Raw genomic sequence first — 16,128 nt, forward strand, 5'->3', positions numbered from 1 at the left:
CTTCCACCTTATGGATAATCAACAGGTGTGATATTGATAAAATTAATGAAGTGTCGATGCTATTCTCACTTCTAGGAAATCGGTCTGTCGAAAATAATAAAATAAACAGTATATATGCAGTTTTTTCTTGCTATAGTCCTTTTTCTTATTTTTGAAAGATGTTTCTCGTTTTTACGAAACAGGATAAATTTTTATTCCATTAAAACAGGATGTAATTTATATTTTTAACAAATATAAGGTTCTTGAGCAAGGAACGTGTTGTTGTTTTCTTTACTCCCTATCAAGTTCTATTCCAGGCCAACTGCTTAGTTATAAAACCTATATACATCTGGTTTGATAAATCGACAAACTTTTGTGGTAGGAGGTAAGAAAAGACAGAGAAAATCAGAGATTAGAAAAAGGCGCACTGACCTTTCTTCTGCCGGAGCGCAGGGCGCATCCCCTCTTCTTTTTTCCGAATTTCCTACTTCCAACCACGTTATTATGTCAAAATATCAAGTGTAACTTAATATAATTAGAGCTTATAGCTAAGCAGTTGTGAAAAGTGTATTAAATAGAATTTATAGTCTGATTATTTTAAATATTGGCATCCATCTTGCTTTCTTTTCCTCCATAGAACAAATTTCCTTGTATTTTGAAGGAAGAAGGAGGAGGAATACATGAATAAACCTACATTAAAACGGTCATTAAAACCGTGGCATGTTGTTATGCTAGGGCTTGGCTACATGACACCGATGGTTGTATTCGATACGTTTGGTATTGCATCTGGTGAAACAAATGGTCATGTACCGCTTGCATATGTGATTGCACTCGCTGCCATGCTTTTTACAGCCTTTAGTTATGGAAAAATGGTGCGTGCATATCCGAGTGCTGGTTCCGCTTATACGTACACACAAAAAACCATCAGTCCTCATCTCGGCTTTCTTGTTGGCTGGGCCTCACTCCTGGATTATATTTTCCTTCCTATGGTTAATATTTTATTAATCCAAATTTATTTAACGGCTATTTTTCCAGCTGTTCCTCCTTGGATTTGGGTTGTGTTGTTCGTTTTATTCGTTACCTGGGTAAATGTCAAAAGTGTAAAATCAGCTGCTGATCTTAATACGATTTTTGTTATCTATCAATTCATCGTCATGGCTGCTTTTGTGGTCCTTGCTGTGTGGGTACTAAATGATAAACCTCCGGTAGAAGGCTCTGCATGGGTGCATCCGTTCTACGCTTCAGATATGAGTATATCACCGTTAATAGCCGGTGCTACAGTATTATGCTTTTCTTTTTTAGGGTTTGATGCCGTTACAACGTATTCTGAAGAGACGGATAACCCAATGCGAACGATTCCGCTTGCTATTTTTTTTACTGCATTAGTCGGTGGAGGGCTTTTTGTCTTTACTTCTTATTTTACGCAGTTGATTTTTCCAGATGTGTCGGTTTTCAATAATCCGGATGCCACAGCACCTGAGATTTCCTTATTTGCCGGTGGGAAGCTATTTCAGCTCATATTCCTGGGAGCTTCATTCGTCGGTGCATTGGCTTCCGGCTTAGCATCGCATGCCAGCGTCTCCCGGCTCCTGTATGTTATGGGACGCGACAGCGTCTTGCCGAATAAGTTGTTTGGATATGTGCATCCTCGTTGGAGAACGCCGGTGTTCAACGTTATTATTACCGGGATTGTTTCCCTTGCAGCCATATTTTTCTCGCTCGAAACCGCCGCTTCATTCATTAATTTCGGTGCACTTATTGCTTTCACATTTGTAAATCTGTCAGTTATTGTCCATTATGCCGTACGGAAGAAAGAGTACCATACCTTAAAAGATTTTATGTCCCATATAGCCATCCCATTAATTGGTGCTGCCTTTGTTGCTGTCCTATGGTATCACCTTGAAGCCAATTCTTTTATGCTGGGTCTGGTTTGGGTTACTATAGGCTTCATCTATCTGGTTTATCTTACTCGTATGTTTAAAGTAAAACCGGCTGAAATACGAGAGGAGGCTGATTTGCTAGAAAGTGAAGAGGGAGGAACGGATCAAAAATCAGCAAACGCATAAAAAAAGAGTAAAGAGCCGGGAGGTTCTTTACTCTTTTTTTATAGAAATATTTGAATGATAAAGTGAAGATGGTAAAATAGACAGTAATATACTGAAAATTCATTTAAAGGAGAGGTAGCTTGACTCGATTATTGGGCATTCAACCAATGGTACAACTGGTTGCCGACGCGATTTCTGCAGCGTTAAAAGTAGAGACGGAAATTGTAGATGAAGAAATGACGGTCATAGCCGGGACAGGTAAATACCGCGAGAAAATTAATCAAAAAGAAGAAGGGGGCATACGGGAGGAAGGCTATTTATACGGGCGCGTCCTCATGCATAACCGCTGGTATGTGGTGGAGAATGCACGGCAGGATCCAAAATACGACCCTTCCGTACAAAATGGCAATACAGAAGAATTCGCAGAAATCTGTTGCCCGATCCGCCAGCAGGGACAGGCTATTGGTGTCATCGGATTAATCGCATTTACCTCGGAACAACGCCACCAGCTGATGTCCAATCAAGAAAATATGCTTACCTTTTTGTTTCGAATGGCGGAGCTTATTGAAAGTAAAATCTCTGAGGTGCAGGCTATTCAGCAGCTTGAGCTTGCAACGCAAAACTTGGAAACGCTTATTGAATCAGTACATGAAGGTATTCTATCCATCAATCCTGCCGGGCGTATCACCCATTGCAACCGTACAGCCGAGCGCTTGATTAACCGTGACAAAAAGCAACTGATTGGTCAACCGCTGGACTCTGTATGGCCAGGCTCTCCGATGCTCGATGTATTAACGACGGGACAAGGGTATCAGGAAAAGGAAGAGATGTATTCGTCTTCTTCTTCACATATGCATTTTATTGTGAATGCTACTCCTGTTACATTGAACGGCAGCTTAATGTCTGTCGTAGCCTCGTTTCGGCGGATGTCCGACGCCCGTCGCCTTGCATATTCATTGGCAGGCGGCGATACTGCTTCCTCTTTTGCAGGAATTAAAGGGAAAAGTGATGTAATCCAAGCAATCAAACGACAGGCAGCACAGGTCGCGCAGAGCCATTCGAGTATACTTATAACAGGGGAAAGCGGCACAGGAAAAGGCTTGTTTGCAATGGCGATTCATTCGCATAGTCCACGTAATGAAGGTCCGTTTATTACCGTTAACTGTGGAGCGATACCTGAGACGTTGCTTGAGAGCGAACTATTCGGTTATACGAGGGGCGCCTTTACCGGAGCCAATCGCGAAGGCAAAGCAGGTAAGTTTGAATTAGCCAACGGCGGCACTATTTTTCTTGATGAGATCGGGGATATTCCGCTTCATCTACAGGTCAAGCTACTACACGTGCTTCAGTATAAACAAGTACAGAGGATAGGAAGCGAGAAATCCACTCCGATCGATATTCGAGTGATTGCCGCTACGAACCGCAATCTGGAACAAATGGTAGAGGATGGAGAATTTCGTTCTGATTTGTATTTTCGCTTGAATGTGATTCCTCTCTATATCCCCCCGCTCCGCGAACGAAGAGAAGATATTCCCGTATTGATGCAGTATTTTTTGCATAAACATGCTAATTTGCTCGGACGGAATATTGTCGGCTATTCACCTGAGGCGCAGGAATTATTCCAGCATTATCCCTGGCCGGGGAATATTCGTGAATTAGAAAATGCCGTTGAATATGCCGTTAATATGGAAACGCAGCCGGTTATCGGTAAAGAAAGCGTACCTCAGCGTGTTCTGCGTGCGGCAACCACCGAGCATAGCCCGATTTCATTGAAAGAGCGTATTTCCCAATTTGAGAAAACCGTACTTGAAGGAATGTTGAAACAATATGGAACCTCCGTACAAGCCAAACGAAGAATTGCGGAAGAATTAGATATTAGCCTTGCCACGTTATATCGAAAATTGGAAGAAACAGTATTTCTTAAAAATGAGAAAACGTCCTGATTTTTGAGAAATTTGCGTGGAGTAACCCATAAAGAAAGCGAATACAATTATCATTTGTAAAAAATAAAGTAGTATTTCTCAAATATAAGAAATCAAGGTAGGTACACACGTAATAGTTTAGCAAAAAACCGGGACTTCCCGGTTTTTTCTTTTGGCATGAAGATTGCTTTAATATCAGTTAAGTCAAAAAATTTGTAAAAAAGGGTGGTAGAATGAGAAAAACGAATGAAGAGGTCTTACAAGCGGCAGAGGAAATTCTTAGTTTTATTGAAAAGAAAAATCTACAGCCAGAGGAACAACGCAAAATTGTTGATGATTCTATCTATAATTTTACGAACTTCGTAACGGAAGCTGTTCTGAAGCATCGCAAATCTGTTTCCACCGATTTCTCGGTAGTAGAATGGGAGGGCGAAGGTGCAGTATTCCGCGATACGAAAGGCGATGAATATATTGATTGTCTCGGTGGTTATGGCGTTTATTTGCTCGGACATCGTCATCCAAAAGTCGTGAATGCGGTAAAATCACAAATTGACCGCTATGCATTACACAGCCAGGAGCTAGTCGATCCGCTGCGTGGATACTTGTCCAAGCTGGTTGCCTATATTACACCGGGAGATTTGCAGCACACATACCTGGTGAACTGCGGTACCGAAGCAAATGAAATGGCGCTAAAGCTGGCCCGATTGTCTACAGGAAAGAAATGGTTCATATCGACAGAAAAAGGATTCCATGGCAAGACATTCGGATCGTTGTCAGCGTCCGGTAAAGCAGCATTCCGTGAGCCATACCATCCACTTGTGCCGGGATTTCAGCATGTAAAGTATGGAGATGCAGATGCGGTCGAAGCGGCTATTCATAACTTAATTAGCGTGGGTGAAACAGTAGCCGGTGTTATTGTAGAGCCGATTCAGGGTGAAGGCGGGGTCAATGTACCGCCAGCAGACTATTTCCCTCGTCTGCGCGAGATTTGTGATAAATATGAGTGTCTGCTCATTGTCGACGAGGTACAGACTGGTATGGGACGGACCGGGAAAATGTTCGGCATGGATCATTTTGGTGTTGTACCGGATATTATGACACTTGGAAAAGCATTCGGCGGTGGTGTTATGCCGATCGCCGCTATGGTAGCTAAGCGTAAGCACTGGGGTAAAATGGAGGAGAACCCATTCCTGCTCGGTTCCTCTACGTTCGGTGGAAACCCGCTCTGCTGCTCTGCCGCTATCGCCGGTATTAAAACGATTATTGAAGAAGAAATTCCACGTCAGGCTGCCGAGAAAGGGGATTATATCTTAAAACATCTTCGTGAAATTCAAAACCAATTTCCGGATATGCTGAAAGAGGTGCGTGGTGTAGGCCTTCTTATCGGTATGGAATTCTCCACTAACGAGATTGGCTATAAATTGGCTAAGCAATTGTTCGGTGAGAAAATTCTGGTTGGTGGCACGCTTAATAATGCGACCGTTATCCGTATTGAGCCACCTGCAGTTATCTCGTATGAGCAAATTGATACAGTATTGAATGCAATTGAACGTAATCTTGGTGTATTGGCTAAGGAGAAGGTCAGTTTGCTAAACAAATAGTGGAACAGAAAAACCCCGAAACGGCTTGTCCGGGACGGGGTTTTTAAAAGCTTTCCTTTGGATTGTGCTAATAGAAGGGGGAGACGTATGAGTACAAAACGAGTGAGTGAGGCAGTTGAAGCAGCACAAACAACGCGGTTGAACAAGATGTACATTGATGGAAAATGGATGGACAGTTTGTCGAACAAAACCAGAGATGTACTGAACCCGGCCACAGGAGAGTGTATTGGCACGGTCGCAGAAGCGGGAGCGGAAGAGGTGGAGATGGCCATCCGTGCCGCACGCCGCGCATTTGATGAAGATGGATGGCCAGAGCAACATGCGCGTGAGCGGGCCGAACTGCTGTATCGAATAGCAGCATTGCTTGAAGAGAACGCAGAACAGTTTGCGGTGCTTGATACGTTAAATAACGGAAAGCCTTTACGTGAGTCCCGGTATGATGCGGAGGATGCAGCGAATCAATTCCGTTATTTCGCTGGACTTGTTACGAAGCCGAAAGGTCAAACATACGACGTACCGGATGATATCCAGGCTATGGTTGTCCGTGAGCCGATTGGCGTAGTCAGCCAGATTATTCCATGGAACTATCCGCTTGTGATGGCTGCACAAAAAATTGCCCCGGCTCTGGCTGCCGGTTGTACGATTGTCATCAAGCCAGCAGAACAAACCCCATTATCACTCATTCGTCTGTTCGAGTTATTGGACGAAGCGGGATTGCCGGCTGGCGTTGCCAATTTAGTCTTGGGAGCAGGAGAGACAGTTGGGGTGGTAATGGCGCGGCATCCGTTGGTGGATAAAGTGGCATTTACAGGAGGAACAAGTACCGGGATTGCTATTATGAAAGCCGCAGCAGATACCGTGAAAAAAGTCGGATTGGAGTTAGGCGGAAAATCCCCGAATATTGTGTTTGCGGATGCGGATTTTGAAACGGCGGTCGATTATGCGCTATTCGGTATTTTTTCTAATCAGGGCCAAGTGTGCTCGGCTGGTTCACGTTTGTTGCTCGAAAAGACGATCTATAATCGATTTGTCGCTGAATTGGTGGAGCGAGCACAGCAAATTACTGTTGGCCCGGGTATGGATGAAAGTACAGAAATGGGGCCGCTCATCTCAGAAGAACAGATGAACCGTGTGCTCCGTTATATTGAAATCGGCAAGGAAGAAGGTGCTTCTTTGCTGTGCGGCGGTTATCGTTTGACGGATGGTGGACTTGAGCGCGGTTTTTTCATCGTACCAACCATTTTTACCGATACGAAGCCATACATGCGTATTGTGCAGGAAGAAATCTTCGGTCCTGTACTCGTCATCCAGACATTTGAAACGGAAGAAGAAGCGATTCGGCTGGCGAACGGTACAAAATATGGACTGGCTGGGGCTGTGTTCACTTCAGATGGTGCGAAAGCTCAGCGCGTTATTCGCAAGCTTCGGGCGGGCATTACCTGGATTAATACTTATCATCCAACGTTTAATGAAGCTCCATGGGGCGGTTATAAGCAGAGCGGCATTGGACGGGAGCTGGGTACGTATGGTTTCGAAGAATATTTGGAGACGAAGCAGATTAATATAAATCTTAACGTACAGCCAAGTGGCTGGTTTCAGAAGAAATAGGCATAATAAAAACCCGCATGTAGAAAATAACGCGCGGGTTTTACTATTTGTGAATGTCGGGGATTGCCCCTACTCCCATGGTTTTTTGGTAGTCAAGAATTCTGCCAGTCGTCGGCTTTCCTCCCGGCGCATTTTCCTCATTTGTGAGCGTTGTGCCGCACGTTCATGCAGCTTCTTCTCTTCTTCCGTTTCCGGAAGGATACCAGGAACCGGGACTGGTTTTTTGTTTGCATCAAGCGCTACAAAAGTCAGAAATGCTGTGGCGGCAATTCTGCGTTCACCAGTATACAAATCTTCCGAAATAACTTTAACAAATACTTCCATCGAGCTTGTTCCTGTTGAGATAACGAATGATTCGACGCAGACGGAATCACTCGGATTGATCGGATAAAGAAAGTCCACTGAGTCGGTAGACGCTGTTACGACCGGTACGCGAGCATGGCGGGTCGCAGACAGCGCAGCTACGTCATCAATATAGGCCATAAGCTTTCCTCCGAACATTGTACCATGTTGATTCGTATCTGGCGGTAGCACTATACTTGTTTTAACCACACGCGAATCTTTTACCGCTTTTTTCTCCATATTTATCGCACTCCTATTTTTGTGAGAAGTAATTATGCTTGTCATACTTGGCAAAGTTTTCTCATCTATTATACTACCCGGATTTACACGACAAAACGGGGATTAGATAAGTTTATGTTTTGCGACTTTTCGGTTTTGCATTAATTTTTCAAGTTAAGTGTTATATTTTTTGATTGACTGTTATATACACTTATACGCTAAAATCAACAATGTAACGAACGAATGTATAACACTTAACCTTTTAGTGTTAAAGAAGTGTTATATCACTTATGCAAAAAGACAAATTGAGGAAAAGGCAGGAGGATTATAATATGGCACAACAAGGAACTGAGCGCGTAAAACGTGGAATGGCAGAAATGCAAAAAGGTGGCGTCATTATGGACGTCGTAAATGCGGAACAGGCACGCATTGCGGAAGCAGCGGGCGCGGTAGCTGTTATGGCTCTCGAACGCGTACCAGCCGACATTCGTGCTGCGGGCGGTGTAGCCCGTATGGCTGACCCGACAATTGTGGAAGAAGTAATGGCGGCAGTATCTATTCCGGTTATGGCGAAAGCGCGTATTGGTCACTTTGTAGAAGCGAAAGTACTGGAGGCTCTTGGTGTAGACTATATTGATGAATCCGAAGTACTGACACCGGCGGATGAAGTATTCCATATTAATAAAGGCGACTTTACAGTACCGTTTGTATGTGGTGCACGGGACCTTGGTGAAGCGCTTCGCCGTATCGGTGAAGGTGCGTCCATGATTCGGACAAAAGGGGAACCAGGTACAGGAAACATCGTAGAAGCGGTTCGTCACCAGCGTATGATGCAAAGCCAAATCCGCAAAATTGCTAGCATGTCTACAGATGAGCTGATGGCGGAGGCTAAAGCAATTGGTGCTCCATATGAACTGCTAAAGCAAGTGCATGAGACAGGAAAACTTCCAGTTGTTAATTTTGCGGCAGGTGGCGTAGCAACTCCAGCAGATGCGGCGCTTATGATGCACCTTGGTTCAGATGGCGTATTCGTAGGCTCAGGTATTTTCAAATCCGACAATCCAGAACGCTTTGCTCGCGCGATTGTAGAAGCAACAACACATTATGAAGATTATGCGCTAATCGGCAATCTGTCCAAAAATCTTGGCAATGCGATGAAAGGCATCGATGTTACATCTCTGCTCGAAAATGAGCGTATGGCTGTACGGGGCTGGTAATTGATGAAAATCGGGGTACTGGCATTGCAAGGTGCCGTAGCAGAACATATACAGCTACTTCAGCAAGCTGGCGCAGAAGCGGTTACAGTGAAGAGGGTCGAGCAGCTGGATGAACTCGATGGTCTTGTTCTTCCTGGTGGTGAGAGTACTGCCATCGGGAAGCTGATGAAAAAATACGGCTTCGATGTGGCGTTACAGGAATTTTCCGCGCAGAAAAAGCCGCTGTTCGGTACATGTGCTGGCTTGATTATTTTAGCAGGTGAAATCGAGGGCCAAGACTGGACACATCTCGGCTTAATGAATATGAAGGTAGCTCGTAACGCATTCGGTCGTCAGCGGGAGAGTTTTGAGATTGATTTGCCAATCCCAGGTGTAGCCGAAGACTTCCGCGCGGTGTTTATTCGGGCGCCGCTTATTCGGGAAGTAGGGGATAACGTAAATATTCTTGCACGCTATAAAGATGAGATTGTAGCAGCGCGTCAAGGCCATCTGCTGTGCGCCTCCTTTCATCCTGAATTGACAGATGATAGCCGAATGCATGCCTATTTTCTGCAAATGGTAAAAGAATATCGTTCACAGGTAGCAGTTGGCACGGTATAGCATATAATAAGGAGAGGAGAACAGCGCACATGCTGTTCTCCTTTCTTTGTGGAAAAAGGACGAGTGGAAACGCCCGCGAGTTTATACAATTGGAGCTTTTCGGTAGGCTGCGGTCGCTTCAATAAATGATTTGGTCGCCTTGCCGAGTTCTGTAATCCCTTCCTCAATCTCCTTTTCGTTCAAATACGAGAAGCTCAGTCTTAAAAAATGATGCTTTGATTCAATCGGGTAGCATGCAGCACCCGGAAGAAACGTAATCTGATGATTTCTGGCATAGCCAAGGAAGTCTTCCGTGTCGATTTGCGCGGGTAGTGCAAGCCACAAATTGACCCCGCCCTGCGGTGTTAGCCAGTTTACGTCTTTTGGCATATGAACCGATAGAAGATTGATCATCAGGTCGCGGCGAAGCTGTAGAGCGATGCGCAATTTTTTAACGTGATTACGCATTCGATCCGAATGAAGCAGGGGAAGAACCGCTTTCTGTGTTAACATTGGACTGCCAAGGTCGGTATTTCCTTTGGCGGCAACTAACCGGTGGAAGACGGTTCCGGAAGCAGCCAGTACACCTACACGACAGCCTGGAGCGAGAATTTTGCTAAGGCCTTTCAAATAAATAACATGACCGAACGAGTCCATACTTTTTAACGATGGGGGCGGTTGTTTACCGAAGTGAATCTCACTCCACGGATCATCTTCGAGAACAAGGCACTGCATTTCATATGCAATATCAAGCAGCTGGCGCCGCCGCTGTGCGCTCATTACAGTGCCTGTCGGATTTTGAAATGTAGGCATTGTATAGATGAGTTTCGGCTTATATTTTTCGCATAGCGCTGCCAGCATATCGACACGCATACCGTGTTCATCAACCGGAACCGGGAGGATCGTAGCACCTCGCCAGCGGAATACGTCGATGGCTGCCGGGTAGGTTGGAGCTTCGGTAAACACGATGTCTCCGGGTCCGACGAATGTTCGGGCCACCAGATCGATACCTTGCTGTGTACCGTTTGTAACAAGAATTTCATCGGGTGTTGTTCTGATTTTACTTTCCCGGAGATAACCTGCGAGTTCGGTGCGCAGCACGGGGTCTCCCTGCACATCCCCATATGTGGACAGAATGCGTGGTTCCTGGGAGAGTATGCGTTGAATTTCTTTCTCCAAATACCGATTCGGCAGAAGACCTGGGTCAATTGTCGACGAAAAAAACTCAAACCGAGCAGATAATTGATAGTAGCGCGAGAATTGCGCACGGGGAAGATAATCAGGAACCGAGAGTTGCCAGTCATACGGCGACTCCTGCCTATCTGTTGTTACACCTTGCTTGTTCTTCTGTACAAACGTTCCTTTACCTTGAATCCGCTCAATAAATCCATCTTGCTCAAGCTCATTATAGGCCTGAACGACGGTCATCAAACTAACACCGATTTGCTTTGATAGGATACGTACGGAAGGAAGCTTCATGCCTTCCTCCAGTAGGTTTGATTGAATGCGATCCACAACTGCCTGATAAATTTGCCGGGCGAGTGGCACCGGGAGCTGACGGTTCACCTTGATTTGCATAATGTCTTCTCCTTCGTGTGGAAAGTGGGTTGTGTTCTTAAAGTGTTATAGAGAGAATAGCTGTTATAATTAAAGCGCGCGAATTTTTCATAAATTAAGTATAACACAATAACACTGTGAAAGAAAGGAAGCCCATTTATTTTGAATATATGTGCAGGCAGTCGCATATTTTGAAAATTGGTTAACCAAATGGGGGTGATGATATAAAGATTTAATCATAAAATATTTGGGTAATATGTTTTCTGGAGATGAATCCGAGAAATTATAGTGCGCAAAAGGAAGTCGGGCTTATGACAAATCTTACAAAGATATTGCAAAAGCAAAAGACACTTGAAATGGAAATCAAGAAATATAGACGATTGCTAGAACAGCGCTTTGAATTGCTTCAGTTACGGGAAGAATTGCAGATTAAGCCGGATGCAGAAGATATAAAATTTCTTAAATCACTTAATGAAAGTATTGCTAATATAGAACAGCGAATTACAGCAACAAAGCGTACGTTATCGATTCGTCGTACCAGTAAAAGGTGAGTAAAAAATAAGTGTTGAGTCATTTGATTGTAATGGTTATAATTAGTTAGCAAACGAAGGAAAGAGCATGTTTGTATGCTCTTTTTTTCGTGCTGCATCTTAAAGAGGAGGAGATAGGTTGGATAAAAAACAAAAGCGGTTGCTTCTGGCATTATGCTATACAGTGTTATTTTCAGTAATGAACGGCACAATGTTCAATGTAGCTCTTCCGGAAATTGCGCAAGATTTTGGGCTGCTGCCTTCGCAGGTTAGCTGGGTAGTAGTAGGATATGGTATGGTGTTTGCCATCGGAGCGATTACATATGGCAAATTAGCAGATTTATTTCCTGTGCGAAGACTTGTCGCCATTGGTCTTGCGATTTTTTCGCTAGGCTCCATAATTGGCTTTTTCGCATCCTCATATTGGCTTGTCATTATGGCACGTATTGTTCAGGCAAGCGGGGCAGCAGCAATACCAGCCCTTGGCATGATTGTAGCTACTAAGTATTTCCCGGCAGAGCGTCGCGGGTATGTGCTGGGTTATATCGCATCAACAGTAGCGTTCGGTACCGGGGTTGGCCCGATGTTAGGGGGGGTGATTACGCAATGGTTCGGTTGGAGCGTTCTGTTTTTGTTTTCTGTAATGAGTCTTTTAGCGCTTCCTGTACTCTATCGTACTTTGCCGGTAGAACAGATGACAAAAGGATCATTCGATACGATTGGCGCCCTTTTATTCGGTGCCGGGATTGCATCTCTTCTCCTTGGTATTAATGTCAATGTGATGATTGCCGGGCTGGCCGTTGTGTTTTTCGCATTGTTCGGAATGCATATCCGGCGTACTCAGGCTCCATTTATCCAGGTGAGTCTGCTTGCCAATGGTCCGTATCGGCTACTGCTTCTACTAGGCATGATGATTTTCTTTGCGATGATGTCATCTTTTTTCATTTTGCCACTGCTGTTGGAAGAGGTGAACGGACTTAAAGCCGGTGTTATTGGCCTTGTATTGTTTCCAGGTTCGATGATGGCCGCTCTGCTTGGCTCCCGTATCGGACGCTTGAGCGATAAATACGGTAGTGCAATGATTATTAAATGGGCCTCTCTTAGTATGGTTTTCGGTTTTGTTGCACTTTCGACGTTTATTGGAGTGTCACCAGTCGGAATTGCATGTATGCTGATAGTTATATATCTTGGATTCGCCAGCATTCAGTCTGCACTCGCAAGTTTTGTATCGCGTCCTCTTGAACGGAAAGAAATCGGGGTCGGTATGGGTTTATACAATTTGACGACATTTATGGGAGGTGCATTCGGTCCTGCTCTTGTGAGCCGCTTTTTAGAGATGCATACAGGTCATTGGAATTTATTGAATGGAACAGCGTTCGATTCTTACAGCAATGCATACTTAATTCTTGCCGTTGTCTGCCTAGGGGCCCTTCTCGTACTTGCCCTGGTGCAAATACGCTTATCAAAAGAAGCGCAACTGTCTACACAACGATATGAAAGCATATAATCATGCATGTGCGAAAGAAGTTTTTCACTCGTTTTTTTGTAATAAATGAAATCGGTAAATTTACAGATTTTACAGGTTTTGCATGATATAATGAACATCATTGTTTGTTAACATCGATTGAAAAACTGAAGCGAAGAGGAAAAATTATGAAGCAAACACATTCTTTTCGGGAGAAAATACGCCAGCTACTGATCATTTTGCTGCCGGTGCTCGTCACCCAGCTCGCAATGTACGCGATGAACTTTTTCGATACGATCATGTCTGGACACGCAAGCCCGAATGATCTGGCTGGTGTAGCTATCGGCTCCAGTCTTTGGATGCCGGTATATACGGGCCTTAGCGGGATTATGCTGGCTGTGACTCCCATTATTGCGCAGCTCGCAGGCGCGAGGAAAACGCAGCAAATGCCGTTCACGGTATTACAGGGTGTGTACCTTGGATTGGTTTTGGCAATACTGGTCATTGTCGGTGGCTCGTTTGCACTTTCGCCAATACTTGACCGGATGGAATTAGAACCGCTTGTACGTAGCATTGCCCATGATTTCCTTATTGCTATTAGTTATGGCATCATACCACTGTTCGTATCGATAGTGCTACGTTGTTTCATTGATGCGCTTGGCTATACGCGTATAACGATGATTATTACGCTCACATCGCTGCCGATTAATGTAGCGTTAAATTATGTGCTTATTTTTGGCAAGTTCGGATTCCCGCAATTAGGTGGAGTCGGTGCAGGATATGCGACTGCTGTAACGTACTGGTGCATTGCGTTGTTCAGTATATATGTCATTCAACGTATTCAGCCGTTTGCCGGATATAAAGTGTTTCAACGCTTTTATCCGGTTTCGTTTGCAAAATGGAAAGAGCAGCTTACCATAGGTGTACCAATCGGGTTTTCCATTTTCTTTGAGACTAGCATTTTTGCAGCGGTCACGCTTCTAATGAGTGGTTTTAGTACGGTGACGATTGCAGCTCATCAGGCGGCGATAAATTTTGCCTCTTTACTGTATATGATTCCGATGAGCATCGCTATGGCGCTTACTATCGCGATAGGATTTGAAGTGGGGGCACAGCGCTTTAAGGATGCGAGACAGTACAGCTATTTAGGTATCAGCATGGCTATATGTATGTCGCTTGTTTGCGCAATTTTGTTGTTTGTTTTCAACGAACAGGTAGCAAAGTTGTATACGACGGATATTGAGGTGCTTGCCCTTACGAAGCAATTTTTAATATATGCTGTATTTTTCCAATTGTCGGATGCGGTTGCAGCTCCGATTCAAGGCACATTACGCGGGTATAAGGATGTCAATATTGTGTTTGTTATCGCATTTGTCTCCTATTGGGTCATTGGATTACCTGTAGGCTATGCATTAGCCAATTACACGGAGCTGGGCGCGTTTGGTTATTGGGTTGGATTGATTACAGGGTTGTTATTTGGGGCAATTGGGCTTGCAATGCGTCTTTTCAAGGTACAAAGGCGCTTTCAGAAGGTTCAGGAACAGAGCTGTGCATAAGAAAGTGAGAACGTATTATAGTTTGTTTTTTTAGTGTTCATGCGATATAATTTACATGTTAAGAACATAAATTTCCAGTTTATTACCTCCCTTGAGTTATGCTGACAGGATGTTAGTATGCGATTTGACAACATTTTTCCCGATATACTTCATTCAAATAAACAATTCAATTCACGGAGAGGGGTATGCGTATGGATAGCATTCAAGGAAATTATCGAGTAATAGACGGCAGCGGGAAATTATACCTGGAAAACAATGAAGTCGTCTCCTTAACTGTAGGAAAAGCGATTAAAATTATGCATCCAGAGCATGGTTGGCTGCAAGGAATTTACCAAGGAAGCGGCGAAGTCGTATATCCACAAGGAACGTATACATTAAAAGAAGGCGACGTTATTCGCATTTTAAAGTAATAATTGATAAAAACGGTCCTTTCTTTTATATAAGAGAAAGGGCCGTTTTTTGTGCATGACACTACATAAATGTTTATTTTCCTAGAAATTGCTTCGCGATTGACCGCCGTCCACATTGAGTGTGGCGCCGACAACCCAGGATGCTTTTTCAGATGCAAGGAATACTACGACATGTGCTATCTCTTCCACTGTTCCGAAACGCCCGGCAGGGATTTCGCTTTCCACGAATTGCTTGATTTTATCGGGATTCTTTTCCATCCGTTTTTGCCAATTACCGGTCGAATGGAGAATTGCACCGGGGGCAATACCGTTGACCCGAATACCGAAAGGAATCACCTCGTTTGCCAATGCTTTCGTAAAGCTGATGAGAGCTGCTTTTGCCGCATTGTAGGTCGGCTTTCCTCCAGCTTCCCGGCCGTAAATGGAGCTAATATTTATAATGCTGCCCGTGCCTTTATTTTTCATGAGTGATACGACCTGCTTGCTCAGATCAATTGCCGGATATAAATTCACATCCATCGCAATTTCGAATAGGCGTACATCTGTGTCAACAATAGCTCCTCCATTGCTGCCACCCACGTTATTTACGAGTATGTCAATGGTCCCGAATTTCTCCACAACCTGACGTATCACGTCTGCACGTTCTTCTGGTCTGGTCAGATCCGCCGCAATGGCGAATGCGCCGAGTTGATGTGCTGTTTCGTCCAGCTCTTCTTTACCTCTGGCAGTAATAACAACGTTTGCACCCTCATCGCGAAATGACTTGGCAATTGCGCGGCCGATTCCTTTAGAGCCTCCTGTTACAAGAACGATTTTATCTTGCAAACCTAAATCCATTGTGTCACACCTTTCTATGTGTATAAATTACCACACCTGTTGATTATCCATAAGGTGGAAGAAAGAAGGTGCACGCGTCGGCGTGTTCCCTCGTCTTTCTCACGAGGAAGAGACACGGCCGCTTTGTGGCGCCAGGGCCGGACCGGCAAAACATCTGGGTATTACGGGGCGGGAGACAGTTGCCGGTCGATTTCGTCCCTGGCGCCATACGCTCCACACAGAAAAATAAAGGGGACGCACGCCGTACGCGTCACTCTTTTC

At 44.5% G+C, this 16,128-nt stretch carries 13 protein-coding genes; 10 read left to right on the top strand and 3 right to left on the bottom strand.

Going from position 1 to position 16,128, the window contains the following annotated elements; all coding sequences use genetic code 11:
• Positions 1 to 659: 659 nt before the first annotated feature.
• From HMPREF0083_RS08690 to HMPREF0083_RS08705, 4 genes are all read left to right on the top strand, one after another.
• Positions 660 to 2,045, top strand: a complete 1,386-nt coding sequence (locus HMPREF0083_RS08690; RefSeq protein WP_021620867.1) for an APC family permease — start codon at positions 660 to 662, stop codon at positions 2,043 to 2,045.
• A gap of 119 nt (positions 2,046 to 2,164) precedes the next feature.
• A complete protein-coding gene (locus HMPREF0083_RS08695; protein WP_040302120.1) occupies positions 2,165 to 3,967 on the top strand; it encodes a sigma-54-dependent Fis family transcriptional regulator in 1,803 nt (600 codons plus the stop codon).
• Positions 3,968 to 4,179: 212 nt separating this feature from the next.
• On the top strand, positions 4,180 to 5,547 hold the full coding sequence (locus HMPREF0083_RS08700; protein WP_021620869.1) for a putrescine aminotransferase: 1,368 nt from the start codon (positions 4,180 to 4,182) through the stop codon (positions 5,545 to 5,547).
• Positions 5,548 to 5,634: 87 nt separating this feature from the next.
• Positions 5,635 to 7,155, top strand: a complete 1,521-nt coding sequence (locus HMPREF0083_RS08705; RefSeq protein WP_021620870.1) for an aldehyde dehydrogenase family protein — start codon at positions 5,635 to 5,637, stop codon at positions 7,153 to 7,155.
• 69 nt (positions 7,156 to 7,224) lie between these two features.
• Here the strand turns inward: HMPREF0083_RS08705 and HMPREF0083_RS08710 are convergent, their stop codons facing one another.
• Positions 7,225 to 7,737 (bottom strand): acyl-CoA thioesterase, encoded by a 513-nt coding sequence (locus tag HMPREF0083_RS08710; protein WP_040302122.1) that lies wholly within the window; start codon positions 7,735 to 7,737, stop codon positions 7,225 to 7,227.
• 311 nt (positions 7,738 to 8,048) lie between these two features.
• On the opposite strand from HMPREF0083_RS08710, the gene pdxS reads away from it, so the two are divergent.
• Positions 8,049 to 8,933 (top strand): pyridoxal 5'-phosphate synthase lyase subunit PdxS, encoded by an 885-nt coding sequence (pdxS, locus tag HMPREF0083_RS08715; protein ID WP_040302124.1) that lies wholly within the window; start codon positions 8,049 to 8,051, stop codon positions 8,931 to 8,933.
• A gap of 3 nt (positions 8,934 to 8,936) precedes the next feature.
• Positions 8,937 to 9,533, top strand: coding sequence for a pyridoxal 5'-phosphate synthase glutaminase subunit PdxT (gene pdxT / locus HMPREF0083_RS08720; protein WP_021620873.1), 597 nt, complete (start codon positions 8,937 to 8,939; stop codon positions 9,531 to 9,533).
• A gap of 81 nt (positions 9,534 to 9,614) precedes the next feature.
• Here the strand turns inward: pdxT and pdxR are convergent, their stop codons facing one another.
• Positions 9,615 to 11,090: a MocR-like pyridoxine biosynthesis transcription factor PdxR gene (gene pdxR / locus HMPREF0083_RS08725; RefSeq protein ID WP_021620874.1), complete on the bottom strand. Its 1,476-nt coding sequence runs from the start codon at positions 11,088 to 11,090 to the stop codon at positions 9,615 to 9,617.
• 290 nt (positions 11,091 to 11,380) lie between these two features.
• On the opposite strand from pdxR, the gene HMPREF0083_RS08730 reads away from it, so the two are divergent.
• From HMPREF0083_RS08730 to HMPREF0083_RS08745, 4 genes are all read left to right on the top strand, one after another.
• On the top strand, positions 11,381 to 11,620 hold the full coding sequence (locus tag HMPREF0083_RS08730; RefSeq protein WP_040302126.1) for a hypothetical protein: 240 nt from the start codon (positions 11,381 to 11,383) through the stop codon (positions 11,618 to 11,620).
• A 118-nt stretch (positions 11,621 to 11,738) separates the two neighbouring features.
• Positions 11,739 to 13,106 (top strand): MFS transporter, encoded by a 1,368-nt coding sequence (locus HMPREF0083_RS08735; RefSeq protein WP_051354591.1) that lies wholly within the window; start codon positions 11,739 to 11,741, stop codon positions 13,104 to 13,106.
• Positions 13,107 to 13,252: 146 nt separating this feature from the next.
• On the top strand, positions 13,253 to 14,620 hold the full coding sequence (locus tag HMPREF0083_RS08740; RefSeq protein ID WP_021620877.1) for an MATE family efflux transporter: 1,368 nt from the start codon (positions 13,253 to 13,255) through the stop codon (positions 14,618 to 14,620).
• 191 nt (positions 14,621 to 14,811) lie between these two features.
• Positions 14,812 to 15,030, top strand: coding sequence for a hypothetical protein (locus HMPREF0083_RS08745; protein ID WP_040302128.1), 219 nt, complete (start codon positions 14,812 to 14,814; stop codon positions 15,028 to 15,030).
• Positions 15,031 to 15,111: 81 nt separating this feature from the next.
• Here HMPREF0083_RS08745 and HMPREF0083_RS08750 read toward each other — a convergent pair whose 3' ends face one another.
• On the bottom strand, positions 15,112 to 15,867 hold the full coding sequence (locus tag HMPREF0083_RS08750; protein ID WP_021620879.1) for an SDR family NAD(P)-dependent oxidoreductase: 756 nt from the start codon (positions 15,865 to 15,867) through the stop codon (positions 15,112 to 15,114).
• Positions 15,868 to 16,128: the final 261 nt, after the last annotated feature.

This window comes from Aneurinibacillus aneurinilyticus ATCC 12856 (assembly GCF_000466385.1).
Classification (GTDB): domain Bacteria; phylum Bacillota; class Bacilli; order Aneurinibacillales; family Aneurinibacillaceae; genus Aneurinibacillus; species Aneurinibacillus aneurinilyticus.

Coding starts and splice junctions, on each gene's coding strand:
- HMPREF0083_RS08745 (WP_040302128.1), top strand. CDS start 14,812: ATGGATAGCATTCAAGGAAATTATCGAGTAATAGACGGCAGCGGGAAA.
- pdxS (WP_040302124.1), top strand. CDS start 8,049: ATGGCACAACAAGGAACTGAGCGCGTAAAACGTGGAATGGCAGAAATG.
- pdxT (WP_021620873.1), top strand. CDS start 8,937: ATGAAAATCGGGGTACTGGCATTGCAAGGTGCCGTAGCAGAACATATA.
- HMPREF0083_RS08710 (WP_040302122.1), bottom strand. CDS start 7,737: ATGGAGAAAAAAGCGGTAAAAGATTCGCGTGTGGTTAAAACAAGTATA.
- pdxR (WP_021620874.1), bottom strand. CDS start 11,090: ATGCAAATCAAGGTGAACCGTCAGCTCCCGGTGCCACTCGCCCGGCAA.
- HMPREF0083_RS08690 (WP_021620867.1), top strand. CDS start 660: ATGAATAAACCTACATTAAAACGGTCATTAAAACCGTGGCATGTTGTT.
- HMPREF0083_RS08700 (WP_021620869.1), top strand. CDS start 4,180: ATGAGAAAAACGAATGAAGAGGTCTTACAAGCGGCAGAGGAAATTCTT.
- HMPREF0083_RS08740 (WP_021620877.1), top strand. CDS start 13,253: ATGAAGCAAACACATTCTTTTCGGGAGAAAATACGCCAGCTACTGATC.
- HMPREF0083_RS08730 (WP_040302126.1), top strand. CDS start 11,381: ATGACAAATCTTACAAAGATATTGCAAAAGCAAAAGACACTTGAAATG.
- HMPREF0083_RS08705 (WP_021620870.1), top strand. CDS start 5,635: ATGAGTACAAAACGAGTGAGTGAGGCAGTTGAAGCAGCACAAACAACG.
- HMPREF0083_RS08750 (WP_021620879.1), bottom strand. CDS start 15,867: ATGGATTTAGGTTTGCAAGATAAAATCGTTCTTGTAACAGGAGGCTCT.